This is a genomic window from Terrabacter sp. 01T434, from assembly GCF_056398545.1.
Genome location: NZ_JBFTPP010000002.1, coordinates 408,520 through 424,909, shown reverse-complemented (window position 1 = coordinate 424,909; position 16,390 = coordinate 408,520). Strand labels below are relative to the sequence as shown.

11 protein-coding genes and 1 pseudogene are annotated in these 16,390 nt (G+C 65.3%); 3 read left to right on the top strand and 9 right to left on the bottom strand.

Annotated elements, in window-relative coordinates; genetic code table 11:
• Nucleotides 1-14: 14 nt before the first annotated feature.
• Together AC1DIW_RS07200 and AC1DIW_RS07195 are read right to left on the bottom strand one after the other, a co-directional pair.
• Complete coding sequence (locus AC1DIW_RS07200; protein WP_478107028.1) at nucleotides 15-2,243, bottom strand: hypothetical protein; 2,229 nt, start codon at nucleotides 2,241-2,243, stop codon at nucleotides 15-17.
• A 508-nt stretch (nucleotides 2,244-2,751) separates the two neighbouring features.
• On the bottom strand, nucleotides 2,752-4,305 hold the full coding sequence (locus AC1DIW_RS07195) for an HNH endonuclease (protein WP_478107027.1): 1,554 nt from the start codon (nucleotides 4,303-4,305) through the stop codon (nucleotides 2,752-2,754).
• A 136-nt stretch (nucleotides 4,306-4,441) separates the two neighbouring features.
• Between AC1DIW_RS07195 and AC1DIW_RS07190 the strand changes: the two genes are divergently transcribed.
• The gene (locus AC1DIW_RS07190; RefSeq protein ID WP_478107026.1) at nucleotides 4,442-5,932 is read left to right on the top strand and encodes an MvaI/BcnI family restriction endonuclease; all 1,491 of its coding nucleotides are present in this window, start codon (nucleotides 4,442-4,444) and stop codon (nucleotides 5,930-5,932) included.
• A gap of 15 nt (nucleotides 5,933-5,947) precedes the next feature.
• On the opposite strand, the pseudogene AC1DIW_RS07185 reads toward AC1DIW_RS07190, so the two are convergent.
• Nucleotides 5,948-6,241: pseudogene (locus tag AC1DIW_RS07185) on the bottom strand (very short patch repair endonuclease); the annotation flags it as partial.
• 1 nt (nucleotide 6,242) lies between these two features.
• Complete coding sequence (gene dcm / locus AC1DIW_RS07180) at nucleotides 6,243-7,415, bottom strand: DNA (cytosine-5-)-methyltransferase (RefSeq protein ID WP_478107025.1); 1,173 nt, start codon at nucleotides 7,413-7,415, stop codon at nucleotides 6,243-6,245.
• 556 nt (nucleotides 7,416-7,971) lie between these two features.
• Here dcm and AC1DIW_RS07175 point away from each other — a divergent pair.
• The gene (locus AC1DIW_RS07175) at nucleotides 7,972-8,685 is read left to right on the top strand and encodes a LamG-like jellyroll fold domain-containing protein (RefSeq protein ID WP_442281018.1); all 714 of its coding nucleotides are present in this window, start codon (nucleotides 7,972-7,974) and stop codon (nucleotides 8,683-8,685) included.
• Here AC1DIW_RS07175 and AC1DIW_RS07170 read toward each other — a convergent pair.
• From AC1DIW_RS07170 to AC1DIW_RS07150, 5 genes are all read right to left on the bottom strand, one after another.
• Nucleotides 8,672-10,960, bottom strand: coding sequence for a caspase family protein (locus tag AC1DIW_RS07170; RefSeq protein WP_478107024.1), 2,289 nt, complete (start codon nucleotides 10,958-10,960; stop codon nucleotides 8,672-8,674). The genes AC1DIW_RS07175 and AC1DIW_RS07170 overlap by 14 nt on opposite strands.
• Nucleotides 10,961-10,984: 24 nt before the next feature.
• Nucleotides 10,985-11,377, bottom strand: coding sequence for a hypothetical protein (locus AC1DIW_RS07165; protein WP_478107023.1), 393 nt, complete (start codon nucleotides 11,375-11,377; stop codon nucleotides 10,985-10,987).
• A 334-nt stretch (nucleotides 11,378-11,711) separates the two neighbouring features.
• Nucleotides 11,712-13,568: an MSCRAMM family protein gene (locus AC1DIW_RS07160; protein ID WP_478107022.1), complete on the bottom strand. Its 1,857-nt coding sequence runs from the start codon at nucleotides 13,566-13,568 to the stop codon at nucleotides 11,712-11,714.
• A gap of 460 nt (nucleotides 13,569-14,028) precedes the next feature.
• Nucleotides 14,029-15,042 carry a hypothetical protein gene (locus AC1DIW_RS07155; RefSeq protein ID WP_478107021.1) on the bottom strand — a complete coding sequence of 338 codons (1,014 nt, stop codon included), beginning with the start codon at nucleotides 15,040-15,042 and terminating at the stop codon, nucleotides 14,029-14,031.
• Nucleotides 15,043-15,165: 123 nt separating this feature from the next.
• A complete protein-coding gene (locus AC1DIW_RS07150) occupies nucleotides 15,166-15,696 on the bottom strand; it encodes an antitoxin (protein WP_478107020.1) in 531 nt (176 codons plus the stop codon).
• A gap of 134 nt (nucleotides 15,697-15,830) precedes the next feature.
• On the opposite strand from AC1DIW_RS07150, the gene AC1DIW_RS07145 reads away from it, so the two are divergent.
• On the top strand, nucleotides 15,831-16,349 hold the full coding sequence (locus AC1DIW_RS07145) for a peptidylprolyl isomerase (RefSeq protein WP_442281024.1): 519 nt from the start codon (nucleotides 15,831-15,833) through the stop codon (nucleotides 16,347-16,349).
• Nucleotides 16,350-16,390 lie beyond the last annotated feature (41 nt).

The window sequence follows — 16,390 nt, the reverse complement described above, 5'->3', positions numbered from 1 at the left end:
ACATCAACGAGACGTTAGGAATCTAAACCAAGTTGCGATTGAATAGCAGCCGACGCGAGCTTTGCACCAATCTCAATGGCTACGTCGAGGGCTTTCTGCCCAGCGCGCCGCAGTGGACCCGCAGCCTTCGACTCATCCTTCGCCTCAAGCGCCTCAATAGCGCCCTGCACTCCAGCCACGACCTCGTAATCGGCCGCGCTTTTCGCCTGGGTAAGCAGGTGTGATCTGACGTCCTGCAATTCCTTCACCAGTGCTGGATCATTGTTCAGTTGAACTAGTTGCATCGTGAACGAATTCTCCGTGGCAGAGGCGGACGGACCTTGCGCGCCAACCTGCGATCCTTGGTTGTGATAGACCCCACCTGTGTCCGTGTTCACGGTACCTCCATAGTTGTTGATGGTTGGACCTGACCCTAAACGCGGGGAGCGCTCAAGTGATTTGATCAGCTCACTAAGAACTGCCTGTGCATCCGAAGAAGTGCTTCCGTCACCGACGTCCATCAACGCCTGGCGAGCTAGACCCAATTGGGCGCCACGTTCTTGCAGGAGCTCGTCCCGATCCCGGACGAGCGCTTCGTTGTGAGCAAATAGCGCCTTCTCGATCGCCTGCTTGAATTCCGGAGCCGTCTCCTCATACTTCTTCAATCCCTCCAATAGGATGTTGTCCGTGAGTATGCGAACCGCCGTCTCCTCGGAAATGTCGTCAAAGGCAGCCAGATAACTCATAACTCTGCGCACTGTCGTTGCTAAGCCCGCACCACTGTTGGCCCGGAACTCGGACGCACTAAAAGCCTGCACGAATGCGCGATTGTCGAACCTTGAGCCACCTACGAACGGACGGAGCGCCTGCAAAAATGCATCCGGCAACACGACGACTGGCCGAGAACCGTAGTTTTCCCGAAGAATCTCCCGATCAAACCGCCACAGCACGTAATCGCTCGACAAGAAGAATGATCCCGAGAATATTAAACCCTTGCGCGTAGGGGCCTGCTGATCCTTCGCTAGCATCCAAACCGAGCAGTCGTGATCCAACTTGGCATAGTTGGTATTCCTGCGCCGTGGGTGGTTGGTTAGATAATCCTTATAGTCGGAAATCAGGGTAGATCGGAGCTCAAGCCTCCCTTGGCTCTCGCTCGCCTCAGGCTCGCGGAAAATGCGCAATCCATGCTCACTCAAAAGAGCCGCGGGCGAGTCGAAGCGAGCGCAAAAAGCCGCGGGATCTATCTGCCGCTTAGCGTTTAGCTGATGGAACCGCATCTCAATGCCGCTAACCCTTGTGACCTGCCAAGGGAGTTGAATTATTGCTTTACTCACGTGCTGAGACCATGTCTGTTTCTTCAGGCGGTAAGCCGCATCTTCAACAGTATGCGTCAACTCGGAAAGCGTCTTAGCGTGATAATAGAGCGTGAATGGCAAATCTGAATCTTGGATTACGCGAAATAGATCTATGCTCGCCGCGGCGAGAGGCGTGTCATGGGTTCCCAAAAGCGCAAAAAGGATGTTCGTGTCCACGAATATCTTCAGCTTAGGCATCCCTCCCCTGAGGGCTTCCCTGCTCGCATCATCAACGCAGAGAGCTAGGAGGTTGAAAGTGCTGTCCGCCATCTGAGCGATATAGCCCGTTACTTCGGGGTTCTCGGATTGAAAGAAGTCCGCAATGGCTCGGCGGTATCCGTCACGTTCACCATTTGGGATCGAGTGAGCTTCAAGAACTGACTCGAGTACCTTCAGATGTGTCTCATCTCGAACGTCGGGACCGTCGTCAGTCAGTACGCGCACAGCATCAATACCGTGGGCTCGAAAGACCGGCGCGCAATAGTCCATCAGCACCTGCCAACACTCGCGTGCCTCTCGTTCAACGCCGAGATCCGCGTGCTCCTCCATCCAAAGGCTCATCACGCGCTCTTCAAGGTCGCTCGCGGCTTCGATCTTCGCTTCGATGTCGCCCGAACACGCGCGGGAGAGACTGAATTCTGCTTTGCTGGCCTCCCAGATGAGGAGTCGCTTAGAACTCAGCCGGGACAGAGATTCACCGATATCGTGAAGGGACACTTCGATGCCGTATGCAGAAGAAATCTCGTCGAACCAGTCATCTGCCGACTTCCATGGTCTATTCGAATAGTACGCCAGCATCGGAATTAGCCAGTCCAAGGTTTCTTCGAGTCGGTTGCTCGAGGCCACGGCGGCGACCTGGCTCAGTCGGCGCAGAGTGGCGCCCGAACTTGGACCCTCATCGTTGACCACGTCATCCTCCAGCCGAAACCCAACCACAAGGCATGGCTCCGGCGGCGGAGCCCACTTCCCGACACGTTGCCCAGGATGCCTCTCCGAAACTACCCGACATCGGGCTCCAATTGACGGCAACTGGGACGCCTGGCCGGCGCGACAGATCGACCGGCCCCGCCAACTGGTCGGTCAGGTACCCAGCCACTCGATGCACCCCGCACCTACCTGCCTTTCTCGGTGACGTCTGCCCCACCTAGGACAGCCCGGACCGCGTCCAACGGCTGACCCAGGACAGACAAGACAACCGGTGCCAATCCCGGCCTCCTCAAGTCCAGGCGACCCACGGAGACGCCCAGACCCAACGGTGCCGAATTGGGCCCCTATCGCGCGTCAGGTGGCGGACGACTGTCGCGCATCACCCGACGGAGGACACACTCTCACGGCGTTGCTTGCTGGATTGACCTCTATTGGATCAAGAAGGCGCTTCGCGCCTTGCCGACTTGCGGGCGGCGCTGCCGCGCCGTCCTCAGCCGGCGTCCTTCCAGACTTTCTTGTAGGTCGTGGCGCTTGGACCAAGCAGGAGGTAAGACAGATCCAGCCCCAGCTCCTCAAGTGACTCCTTCACCTCTTGGTTCTTCTCCAACGCCAGTTTCAGTCGCTTCATCTTGTCCGAATCTTCGTATGGGGAGGCCCAAGCAGGATGCTTGACGAGAAGCTCAATCCCATTCCGCACTTCACCCCACTGCGTCTCAGACATCTCGTCCGTCATCAGAGACTTCGTCTCTGCTCGCTTTGCAATGTGGAACCAGAGCTGACGTATGAGGGTGGCCACGTACGCTAAGGAAGCTTGGTACGTCAGCCGACGCGCCCGATCCTTCTCTTGAATGGTGAGCTCGACGGCGTCTTCCTTGGGCTCGAATGCCAGATCACTAAATAAGTTCAGGCACGCAATGATATTCGTCGCTTCTTGGTCCCGTGTGGCTTGGGCATCCTCGCCGGCTCCCGTGGAGGCGTCCATCACGAGCAGTTTCTCGATCAACTTACTTTTCAACTGTTGCTCGGTGATTTCGACGTCCGCCTTCGGCGAGCCGGGGCGCTTTACGAAGTTTGTTATACGCAGATCGTCGCTCGCCAGAATATTCTGTACGAGCGCAGCTTGGAGGGCCTGCTTGCCTCTCGTGCGTTCCGTGGCAGGCAACCAATCGAGGAACCCCTTCTCGGAAACACCGGTGGAGCCAACATGTTCCTCATACTCGTGGAATTTGTTTTCCCACTCATCCGACATCTTCCCGGCCAGTTCGAACGGCGAGAGCGGGAGTTTCTTGATCTTCGCCTGTATCGAGTTGACTAACTCGTTGGCTTGGGCAGCAGTGAGATTCAGGTAGACCTTGGTCGTGACCCGTTGCCGACCCAACATCCAATTCGCAATTGTCTTGTGCTGGCCGTCAAACATGAGCAGTTTTACGGGCGAGCCCAAGTCAGTGGAATCTGCTCGGCAGCTGGGGGGCTCGTGAAGGACGTTGCGCTGCAGATCCGCGTAGATTGCCCAAGCGTGCTCGAGGCGGAGTGCCCGTGGCTGGCAGGCGTCGTCGTTGAAGATCGCCGAACGAGGCAACTGCAGGAAGCAATACTCGAAGTCGCCTTGGGAGTTCGACTCGCTGAAAATGGGGGTTTCGACGATCTCACCGTCCGGCAGTTCAAACGTTGCCGTTCCGCTTGAGCGCGTGATGACTACGGGCTTGGTCTCAATCTCGAAATGCTCGAGGTAACCGTCGTACTTGAGACGGCGCTTTTGGCCGAAGGCAGCAAGCTTCAGATACGGACGGATCGGTATGGTCTTGGCGTTTCGCTTGGCCCGGTTGCATGAAGCGTGAGCGAGATTGAGGTTCTCGATCGTGGTTGCGCCGCCCTCGCGTTCGGGGACGTCGTGATCTGGTTCGATGTCATCGGCAGATCGATTGAACTGGACCTCGCATAGGAAGCACTTTCCAGTGCTCTTAGCCCAGAGCACCTCTTCAGCAGTGTCGCGCTCCTCAGGTGGAAGCTTGGAGCGCATGGCCTTCGAGATCTTGATGGGCACGGGGCCAGCATACGTGGCCGGCGTACGGAGGGCGCGGTCCACTCAGCAACTCGTCGCAGCGAGCGTGGGTCTCGGAAAGTCAGTCACCCCGGCGGTTCGAGTGGCGGAAACCCCACGGCGCATGCAGGCTCACCCCATGCCGAGGACCGACCCCGTGGAGTACGACCGCTGGCTCGCTGGTCTGACCCTCTCTCAGATCGAGTCAACCTTCCGTGACCTGGGCGCCGACGAGGTCCTCGTCCGGCGGTTGACCGACAAGCAGGGCAATGACAAGCAGCAGATTTATGTGGGCCAAGACCTTACGGCGACCGCGAAGATTCCATCCGGGGAGGTGGTCGCCAGCGTCACCGCAAGTCAAAAGGCGGGAGCAAGTGGGAAAGTCCGCTACCAAGCTCTGGTCAACCTCTGGTGGATTGCCCCAGGCTTCATCTCGGTTCCTGCTCCGGGTGCCAAGCTGATCTACTACCCCCAGTACCCCGAGGTGCGGCTGTCCGGGTTCCTACGGGGTAGCCCTGATGCGCCCTTGTCACTGCTGGCGATCGGCCGTCGCGGAAAGGAGTTTAACCGCGTCCTCTTGCTGGCCCCAGTTTCAGACAGAGTCTATGGACTCGTACTGCCGCCGGAATCGCAGGCAGGGCAACAGTTGCTTTCTGGAATGCTCGGGCAGGCGTACGGTCCGTTCCACACGTGGCAGCTGAAGCAGGGTGCGCAGGGTGACACCCGTTCCGCCCTTTTGGGCCGACTGCACGAGATCGCCTCGGAGCCCGATTGGCTGCCCCCACGCCTCTTGGCGAAGGACGGAACGCTGCGGGTGTGCACAGGCACCAACTGCGGCGGGTTCACCCTCGAAGCTGCCGTTGGTGTGGTACCCAACGCCGAGGCCAAGCCGGACTACTTGGGTTGGGAACTCAAGGCGCACAAAGTCAGCAGCTTGGTCCGACCTGCGGCCCTCAACGCCGGAGTCTTGACGCTCATGACACCTGAGCCGGATGGAGGCCTGTATGTGGAGGACTTCAAACGGTTCGTGATGGCCAACGGGTACCAACGACGTCCAGACCGATGGGACTTTGGCGGGGTTATGCGGGTCGGCGATGCACCGAAAGCACTCACTGGGGCACACATTCGGCTTGAGGGTTACCAAGGGGGTAGCAAGTTCACCGGCGACGGAGCGATCCAGTTGATCGGTAAGGATGGATCAATCGCCGCCTCTTGGTCGTATGCGAAGCTCCTCGAACACTGGCGGATGAAGCACGGACAGACAGCTTATGTTCCATACATTCAGAGCGACGCGCCCGCCGGGTTCAGGTACGGCTCCACGGTCCGGCTCGGCATTGGGACAACGTTCCCACTGCTCCTTCAAGCACTGGCAAGCGGGGACGTCTATTACGATCCGGGCATCAACCTAAAGCTCGGCGATTCAGGCAAGTGGATCGGGAGACGCAGGTCGCAATTCCGGTGCTCCTCCAAGAACTTGAACCGCTTGTATCAGTCATTTCAAGCGGTCGACGCTGGTCTCGAATCGTCGGGTATCCCCCGACCTGAGCCAGGCCGCGAGCAGTTCGAGGTCAAGCGAGCCACGAACCGCGCACTCCCAGACGATCGCGACGCGCCACCCACCCTCTTCTAGTGCCGCGACGTCACGTCGGTCCCGCGCCCGGTTGCCCAAGAGCTTGACCTCCCAGAAAGCTGATCTGGTGGCCGGGATTCGGAAGTATCGACAGTCCTGGTGCGCGTGCCAGAAGCAGCCGTGTACCAACACGACGGCGCCCCATCGCGGCAGCACGATGTCAGGGCTGCCGGCAAGTTTCTTGACGTGAAGGCGATAGCGGAAACCGCTGCGGTGCAAAAACTGTCGCACGACAAGCTCTGGCTTGGTGTTTTTGCCACGGATACCGCTCATCATCCGGCTACGAGTGACTGGGTCAACGACGTCCATTTCAGAGCTGGTTCGCGACCAGCTTGCCCACCGCCTCGACCACTGGAACGACGATCGAGTTGCCAAACTGCTTGTACGCCTGCGTATCCGAGACTTTGATCTTGAAGTCGTCGGGAAAGCCCATGATTCTGGCACACTCACGCGGAGTCAATCGCCGGGGTCGCTCGCCCTCGCCGCGTGACACGAGGATCTCTGATCCGTCCTTGTAGTAGCGCGCCGACAGGGTGCGAGCAACGCTGTTGGGCCCGACCAGTCCGAAGCCAAAACCGTTCCCTGCTGCTTGGTGTTTGCGGGCGTAGTTCTGTAAGTACGTCCAAAGATGCTCCGTTAGGATGTATTTCTCGTTGACGACCGCGCGATCCCCCAGCGTATAGTGATGCTCCGGCGATTCGGATCCATCCTCAGGGTGCAGTGCATCGGCCATCGTTGGCGGATCCTCAGGAATTTCAAGGTCTCGCCAGTCGAAGCTGTGCTTGTCGCGAAAGCCGACTATGAAGATGCGCTTCCGCGCTTGGGGCACCCAAGCCGACGCATCGACCACTTGTGCGCTCACGCTGTAATCAAGCTCCTCTTCGAGGACCTTCTTGATGGTGGCGAAGGTTCGACCCCGATCGTGCGACATGAGGTTCTTGACGTTCTCGAGCATGAACGCCTTTGGCCGCTTCTCGTCGATGATGCGAGCCACGTCGAAGAACAGGTTTCCCTGTGCTTCGTCCGCGAAGCCATGAGGGCGGCCGAGAGAATTCTTCTTGGAAACTCCGGCGATCGAAAAGGGCTGGCACGGGAATCCCCCAATCAGGACATCGTGCGAGGGAACCTCCGTCGCGGGAATCGCTGTGATATCACCCTGAAGGATGTGGCCGTCGTCAGTGCCGAAGTTATCGAGGTACGTCTGCTGCGCATACTTGTTCCACTCGGACGTGAAGACGCAGCGGCCACCCGCCCCCTCGAAGCCCAGCCTCGTTCCGCCTATCCCGGCAAACAGGTCGATGAAGGTGAAGGCCGACTCGGGCTTGTCCCTGCGGAGCTGTCGGGTCAGGACTGCGTCAACGTGTCCAGGTACTGGAGTCTCCCCGCTGAGCCATCTGCGGACCGTCCTCTCCGTGACACCGACTAGGTCGGCGATCTGGGGCCGTGTGAGGGTCACGGAAAGTTGGTCGAGCAGGGTGGGCACGGGTTGTACGGCAGTCACAGGACGCGGGGCCTCTCTAGGTCGAATTCAGGACATCGTGGCCGGTTTTCGTCCCAGTCTTTGGGAGGCGCGCCGACTTCACAAGGATGACGGTCACCACCGACAGCGGTAGCGGCGGTCCCCACCAGCGCCGCGAGTTGCAGCGCGCACCCGGGTCGCAGCGCGCGTGGACGATCGAGGACTGTCCGAGTGCCAAGGACCATCAGCCGGGGGCCTTGGGACAGTACCCCACCCGGCGCTCCGGGAGTACTGCAGCGGAGTACGGCAACGAGGGCGACGATAGGGAACACCAAGTGGTCGCCAACGAGTCTCGGCTTGCGCTGCCGCTGGCTCCCGATCCTTTCGCGCCGAGTTTGCAAGCAGGGGGTTAGGGGTTCGAGTCCCCTTGGCTCCACCACAGCTCAGAGCCCCTTCCCGGTCACCGGGAAGGGGCTCTTTCGTGCCCGTTGGCGTGAAAAGTGCACGCAAGGTGTTCTCCGCCCGTTAGCGTGCATCCAGGGCAATGGGGGCGGCACCTTCCGCCGTCAAGGGGGGAACGATGATGGGACGAATTCTGCTGCCGGTCATGGCGGCTGGCACGTTGACGGTCGCGCTGGCAGGGGCTCCGGTCAGTGCCGCGACGGTGGGGACCTCGGGCCCGGCAACGGTGGCGCTGTGGCATCTCGACGAGCAGCCGGGCGACACGGTGGCGGTGGACAGTTCGGGGCGAGGCCACCACGGTGCGATCGGCGCGGACGTGCTGCCCGGTGTCCCCGGTCAGTTCGGCACGGCCTTCGAGTTCCCCGGCCCCAGCGCGAAGGTCACGGTGCCGTCGGCCGATGACCTGAACCCCTACCTGTCGCCGTTGACGGTCTCGGCCTACCTCTGGGTGCCCAGCAGCCTCACCGGCGGTGACTACAACGTCCTGCAGAAGGGCCAGGCCAACGCGGTCGGCGGCGCGTACAAGCTGGAGATCGTCGGCACCGCGGGGGCGAACAAGTTCGGCTACCCCGACTGCGCGTTCAACTCTCCCGGCGGAGCCAAGAACCGCGTCTATGGACCGAAGCGGATCAACGACGGCTCCTGGCACCAGGTCGAGTGTCACCTCACGGACACCCAGGCCTATGTCACCGTCGACGGAAAGTCAGGCCCCGTCGCGACCCGAGTGGTCGGGAGCATCGCCAACTCGGTCTCGCTGACCATCGGTGGGAAGCCCAACGACACCCACTTCTACCAAGGCCGCGCGGACGAGGTGTCCATCACGATCGGCTGACCCGGAGGAAAGCAGCTGCGACGAGAAGGGCGACGCCGGCGAGGACGAGCCAGGGTATGACGTTGAGGTCGAGCGAGCTGTGGTTGCGGAAGACCCAGTCCGACACCGAGTAGCTGAGGACGCCGACAGCCCAGCCGCCGAGCAGGACCCGCCCTGTGGCGGCGCCGAGGCGCACGGCCGCCATGGTGACGCCCAAGGTCAGCAGGCCCCACACGAGAGCAACGGCTGCCCAGTAGGGCACCTCCGGAGCGAGGAACACGGCGTAGGCGACGAAGAGGGCGGTCGTGACGAGCCCGACGCACAGGGCCACGAGAGAGCCCGGGGCGCGCCGGTCGAACCGGTGGAACAGCACCTGGGCGCTCGTGGCGGCAACCAGTACGGCCGCGAGACCTGCCGCGCCGACGAGGAGCTGACCGGCGAGCGCCAGCCACCAACCGGCGTCGACGCGATCGAGGCCGGAGTCGCGGACCACACCGATCATGGTCAGCGAACCGGCACCGGCGCCGGCGCCGGCGGAGGCGAGGAACGCCACGGACACCGGCGTGCTGACGCGGGGCACGAACGCCACCACCCCCGCGGTCAGCGCCAGCAGTGCACGGATGCCGATGGCCGGGATCTGCTCCGGTGCGTTGTCCGAGTAGGTCCCGCCGTCGAACCAGGGCGCAAGCATGCTGAGCAGCAGGATCAGGCCGCCGATGAGCGCCGCGCCGCCCGCAACCCGGCGTCGCCACGGTGCACCCGTGGTCGGGGACGTGGTCGGGGTCGGGGACGGGGACGTCGTCGGGGACGCGACGCGGACGCGCGGTTCGGCGGCCTCGTGCACGGGCGCGGCAGCCTCGGGTGGTGTCTCGACCGGGCGCAGGCGCCGACCGACGAGCGCGCGACCGCCGGGCTCCGTGTCCACGGTGGGATCCGAGCCGACCGCGGCAGCGGGCTCGACCACGGGCTCGACCACGCGCTCGTCCACGCGCTCGGCCACCGGCGGTGCGGACTCGAGGAAACCGGTCCGGCGGCCCACGGAGGCCGTGACCGGCACGACGACGGACCCGGTCGGGCTCGTCAGGGTGAGGCTGCCGGCATACGGCTGGTCGGTCGGCGAGAAGGTGACGGTCACGACGGGTCCCTCGACGACGGCGCTGAGCGGAGGATCGGCGTCGACGCGCACCTCCCGCGCGAGCGCAACGCCGCTCACGCGCAGCTCACGCTCGACGGCGGCGACGGCCCCGGCAGCGATCTCACCGAAGTCGAGCGTCGCCGGGCTGACCCCGGGGGCCGCCCCCGCGATGACGGCGGCCGCGTCGTCGGCGACGGCCTTCGTGTCGGAGCGGGCGATGCCCTGGAGCGCCTCGAGAGCGCCGAGCGCGACGCCCAGGTCCGGATGCCCGAGCCGGTCGCGCAGCTCGACGACGGCGCCCCGGCGATAGGTGGGGTCGGGCTCACGCAGCGCAGCGACGATCGCGTCGGGGATCGGCAGCGGGCGCACCTTCTTGTGGCGGCTCTTCGCCAGGTAGACCTCGCCGGACATCTCGACGTCACGGCCGGGCGTCTGGCGGGGGTTCTGCTCCTGAACCCGGTCGAAGACGTAGTCGTAGAGCTCACCCAACGACACGAGGCCGTCCTCGTCGCGGTCCGCCTCGCCGGTCTGCAGGCCGTGGACGACGGCTGAGGTGAAGACCGACGGCTGGACCTCGTGGTCACTGGTCAGGGTCGTGCCCTCGAACGCGTACTCCATGGCGCTCGAGGCGCTGATCACCGCGCGCCCGCGCCCGCCGCCGAGGCGACCTGAGGGGAAGCTCTCCATGACGTTGACCGGGCCGGCCGCCCGGACCGCCACTCCCTCGCCGAAGGCGCCGCCGTAGCAGCAGTCGAGGAAGAGCACGATGGTGCGTGCTCGGGCGGAGCGCATGCACCGCTGGATGAAATCGGCCGGCACCGCGGTCGATCCCAGCCGGTCCGGCCGCGTGTTCCGAGCCGCGATGAACAGCTCGCCGGAGTCGCTCTTGAGGCCGTGGCCGGAGAAGTGCAGCAGCAGCAGGTCGTCCGGACGGCTGTCCGCGAAGAGGTCGTCGATGTGCGACTGCACCTCGTGCGAGGCGGCGTTGTGCACGATCGACACGTCGAAGCCGCCGATCTCGGGGTCTCCGAGGACGCCGGCCAGGGCGCGCGCGTCGGCCTCGGGGGCGCGCAGCTGGCTGAGGCTCGCGTGGTCGTAGGTGTCGTTGGCGATGATGAGGGCGCGCCTGGCCGGCGCTGCGCCGCCCGTGGCCCCGCTCATGACGCCCCGCTCATGACGCGCCGCTCATGACGCGTCCACGTCCTCGTGCCGCGCCAGGAACAGCGCGACAAGACGGTCGTGCTCGTCGTCCGTGACGCCGGTGAGCTCGAGCACGTCCCCCGCGATCTCGATGCGCAGCGAGCGGGCGTCGCGCGTGCCCCGGCCCAGCCAGTCGCGCGCCGAGGCGACGAGGGCGGTCAGGCCTCCGGACCCGAGCACGGCCACCATCAGGGTGCCGAGGGTCTCGACATCGAGCCCGCGGGTGTTCTCGGGCACCGGCACACCGGGCGCCGCCCCCGGGAGGATCTCCAGGGCACCGACCTCGTGGAGCTGCTGGCGGAGCTGTCGGTGCAGCAGGTCAAGGCGTGCGTCATCGGACCCGCGCTCGTCGAACTGCACCTCAACCGTCGTGCCCATCGGCTCACCTCTCGGCGCCGAACCCCTACCTGATCGATCGTACGCGGGTGCGACCACGGGCGGTCGGCGTTGGAGCGGCGGCCCGCGCGACCATGTACGTGCTGTATCGGGCCCTGAAGGCAAGGTTCAGTTGGGTGGGCCCAACCGGACGGAGCTGACGTTGGGGTGTCGGCGGCTGCGTCAGTGCTCCGGTGGGTGGAGCAGTGACGCAGCGCGCCCTCTAGATCTCGTCATCGACGGGCAGACGCACGGCAAGGCGGCGGAGGGCTGGCTCGAGGGTGACTCAGCGACGCTGCGCAACCAGCTCGCCGTGGCCGGTGGGGACCGGCGCCGGTCACCCCAGGTGGAAGGTGATGTCCTTCGTCTCGCCTCGCTCGAGGTGCAGTCGGGTTGCCGCGGTCTGGTTCGAAGCACCGTCGTACCACCAGGTGTGACCGGTCTCGAAGTCCCGCATACAGATGGTGAAGTCGCCACTCGGCAGAGCGCTTGCGTGGAGCGCGTGGCCGTCCCACCAGAGCGAGCCCACCGGCTGCCCGTCCGCATCGAAAATGTCACCCTCGAGCCCCGCGGGCGCGGCTTGACCGGAGCTGGTCACGACCTGGCCGGTCACCGTGCCACCGGGTGCGAGCTGGGCATTCATCGTCGCAGTCTTGGCGGCCTTGACGCTGATCGCTGACCCTGAGGAGAGCCTGTCGGCGTCACCGGACCACTCGGGGGCCAGCTCGGGACGGCGCGAGTCGGTGTAGACGACGGGGGTGTACGAGCCGGCGGGCAGACCGATGATGGTGTAGCGGCCGTCGGCGTCCGTCACCGCGTCGTACCGCCCCTCACCCGGTCCAGCCCGGCCGGGCAGACGGCCGCTGGCATCGACCCAGGCGCCTTCGACGGGCTGGCCGAACTGATCGGTGATCCGGCCGCTGATGCGGCCGCCGGGAGCGAGCTTGACGTTCCGGACGGCAGCTCTCTCGCCGGTGCGCACGGTCAGGAGGTCCGCGGTCGCCTGAGACGTCGCCTTGAATGCCCACGTGCCAGCCATGTAGTCGCTCCCCTCCGACGTCCCCAGGTGGAGGGCGTACGAGCCGGCGGCAAGTCCCTTGATGGTCCATCGTCCATTGCTGGCGGAGCACTCCGCCACCTGACCACGGAGGTACCCGCCGTCGTGACCCACGTATGCGGCTGGGCAGGCACCTTCGACCGGCGCGCCGGTCTTGCCGTCCACCGCGAGACCGGTCATGGTCGCGCCAGGCGCAAGGCGTGCGTCGAAGTGGGTCTGCTGCCCGTCGACGACCTCGAACGAGGTGGCGCGCGCAGGGTCGGTCGTGTCTCCGGAGTACTCCGCAGCGAACGCGCCGGTGTCGTCGCGGACGGCGGCGGCATACGTGCCGGCAGTCGACACCGGAACGGAGTAGGCGCCGGACTCGTCGGTGCAGGCTTCACCCGCCCACGACGACGAGTCGTCGACAGGGAAGCTCGTGATGGTCACGCAGGCACCGGCGATCGGTCGACCGTCGACGTCACTCGTGATCGTTCCAGCGACCGAGCCGCTGGGGCGGAAGCTGTCATCGATCCGGGTGGTCTCGGCCCGGCCCACGTGGACGAGGTCGGCCTCCTGCGAGCTGCGTTTGCCGACCGCCCACTGCTCGGACGGCCAGTCCTGGAACTGCACCTTGTAGTCCCCGGCGGGGACGGTGATGGTGAAGGAGCCGTCGTCCCCCACGTTGGTGGTGGCGACCTGCGTCACCGCTGCCGCGTCCCAGATCGTCACCGAGGCCCAGCTCGCGGGCGAACCGTCAGCACGCCGGAGGCTTCCGCTGATCGTTCCGCCGGCCGCCAGCCCGGTGTCGACGGTCGCGGGCGCGGTGAACTCGGTGGCCGTCTCGAACGACACACCGTCCTGGGCCCACTCCCCCACGTGGACCCCATCCCAGGAACTGACCTGGATCTTGTAGCCGACCCCGGCCTCGAGGCCGTCGACGCCCCAGTGTCCCTGCTCGTCCGAACATGCGTTTCCGGCCCAGCTCCGGTCGGCGGTGTAGACGTCGACGCAGCCCTGGATCGGGGCCCCGGTGTCGTCGGCGGTGATGGCGCCCGAGAGAGAGGCGGGAGCGGCTGATGCGGGCGCGGCCACGACGGACGTGGCGAGCAACGCCCCGGCCAGTGCCACGCCTAGGCGCTGCAGATTCGAACGCATGTGAGGTGTGCCTTTGGTGAGTCCCCTGTGCCCCGGCGGCTACCGGGCGAGGTGAACGTAACAGCACGAAACCCCATAATTGGGAGTAATGCGGCGCTAGGTTTCAGCGCACCGCGGCTGCGCGGGCCGGATCCTGGAAGAGACGCACAGCCGATCCACGGGATCTTCCTATGGCGCAGGACCGGCTCGGGTGCCATGCTCAGTGGAGCACCAACTCGCGGCCCGCGATGTGATGCAATCTTCATCGAGCCTCTCGCGCAACCAGCCAGACAGGGTCTAGACTGGTTGCAGCGAAGGGTTGGGCACGCACGAACCGCGCCCAGCCCTTCTGCATGTGCTGGCTCGCGCTGTCCCCCTGTCGGTGCGAGCCAGCTCAAGCAGAGAAGGACCCGGATGCCCTCGGCATCCGGGTCCTTCTCTTTGTCCTTCTCTTTGTCCTGCGCATGTGTCGCGCGGGGCGTCAGCTCTGGCTGTCGCCCTGCTCCTGGTCCAGCTTGGCCTGGGCCGAACCGCGCGGGGAGTCCGTCGTGGAGGCGCCGTTGATGGTGCCGCCCTCGACCGCCTCGGAGGTGATCGCGTCGGAGTCCGGCGCGGCGTCGACCGCCGTGACCTCACCCTCGCCCTCGGTGGCGACCGCGTCGGTCGCCTCGTCGACGGCTTCGCCGGAGCGGTCCTTCGCGTCGGCGATCGCGGACTGGCCCTTGGCGGCGAGGTCGCCGGCCTTGTCCTTGGCCTTGCTCGCGGCGTCGGCGACAGCGTCCTTGGCGTGGCCGACCTGCTCGGCCGCCTTGTCCTTGAGCGTCGCCGCGTCGGAGCCGAGGGTTCCGCCCGCGCCGGTGCGCGTGTCGAGTGGCGTGGCCCACGGGTCGTCGGCCTGCTTCTGCTTGCGGAAAGCAGCAACAGCGGCCACCGCGGCCGCGCTCAGGCCGATGGCGATGAGCCACCTGCCCTTGCCGCGCCGCTGCTTCGCGACCGCGTCGCCCTTGAGCACCGCGTAGGCGTCGTGGGCGCGGTGGCCCCCGACGGCCGCGGACTCCTTGGCCTGGGCGGCGGCACGCTCGAGGTGCGGCTGGGCCGCGTCACGAGCCTGCTCGAGGTGCGGCTGGGCCGCCTCGCGAGCCTGCTCGGCACCGGCGGCGAGAGCCGCGGCGGCCGTCGCGATGGCCGCGCCGACCTTGGGCAGCACGTTCTCGACGAGCGTCGACTGCGCGGCCTCCACCTTCGGCTTGGCGGCCGCCGCCGCGTCGTGGAACCGCTCGCGCGCGGTCTCGGCCGCGTCCTGGAGCGCCGGCGTCGCGGCCTCCCTCGCGGCATACGCGCGGTCCTTCGCGGCTGCGGCGGCATCGCTCGCGGTGTCGGCGGCGCTGACTTTCAGCGAGCCGATCCGGTCGCCTGCCGTGGTGCCGAGGTCGGCCGCCGCGGAGCGTGCCTGGTCAACGGCAGCCTCCGTGCGGGACTGCTTGGTTCCGAACATACGTCCTCCTAGGTCCTGTCGTCCTTACCCATCCTGCCAACTTCGGCCACGTACCGCACGGACACCTCCCGAACGTGACCACCCCGACAGTCTCGGCGTATGCCGTGTCGCCGGGGTCGGGTGTCACATCGTGCCGTCGTGGGGCGGCTGGGTCCCGCGCGGACCCGTGTCGGCGTCCTCCGGGATGGGCGCGTCCTGGTGCCTGGCGGGGGCGGTGGGCAGGTGGTCGAGCCCGAGCACGGTGTCCTCCAGGGTCGTGTCGGCCAGGGCCTCCCGCGTCGGCACGGGAAGGTCGCCGGCCGCCGCGTCGAAACCGCCCTCGTGCACCGGCGCCGGCCCGGACGTGTGGCCCTCGGCGATCTTGTCGACGCCGCGGCCGACCTGCTCCCTGACCTTGGCGACCTTGTCGGCGTACTTGCCCTCGGTCTTCTCGTCGATCTTGGTCGTGGCCGTCTCGACGTAGCCGTCGATCTTCTCGCGGTTCTGCGCGGCGTAGTCGCCCGCCTTCTCACGCGCCTGCTTCGCTGCCTGCGTCGCGGTGTCCTGCAGCTGCTTGGCCCTCGTCTCGAGATCGAGCTCCTCGGCCTTCTTCTTCAGGTTGTCCAGAAACGACATCGGCACTCCGTCCTCGACCGGCTCCGGCCGGCTGCTCATCGGGTCGCGTCCCCAGCTGCTGTGAGGACGATCCTTCTCCTTGGCCAACGGTGGGTGCACCGTCAGCGTTCCGCGTCACACGGCGCATACCCGCCCGAACGGCATACGTGCTCGGTCGTGCGAGGATTGGCCCCATGAAGGCAACCCTGCACACGAACCACGGTGACATCGTCATCGACCTCTTCGAGCACCAGGCCCCGAAGACGGTGGAGAACTTCGTCGGTCTCGCCAAGGGCGAGAAGGAGTACAAGGACGACGCCGGGCGCACCAACCCGACCCCGTTCTACGACGGCCTGATCTTCCACCGCATCATCCCGAACTTCATGATCCAGGGCGGCTGCCCGATCGGTCAGGGCTTCGGTGGCCCCGGCTACGCGTTCGACGACGAGATCAGCCCCGACAAGGACTTCACCAAGCCCTACATCCTCGCCATGGCCAACGCCGGCAAGCGCATGGGCAAGGGGACCAACGGCTCGCAGTTCTTCATCACCACCGCGCCGACCACCTGGCTCCAGGGCAAGCACACGATCTTCGGCGAGGTCGCCGACCAGGCCTCGCGCGACGTCGTCGACAAGATCGGGGCGGTCGCCACCGGCGCCAACGACAAGCCCCTCGAGGACGTCGTCCTCAACTCGGTCACCATCGAGGACTGACCCTCCAGCACGACAGATCCACAGCAGCAACGCACGACAGC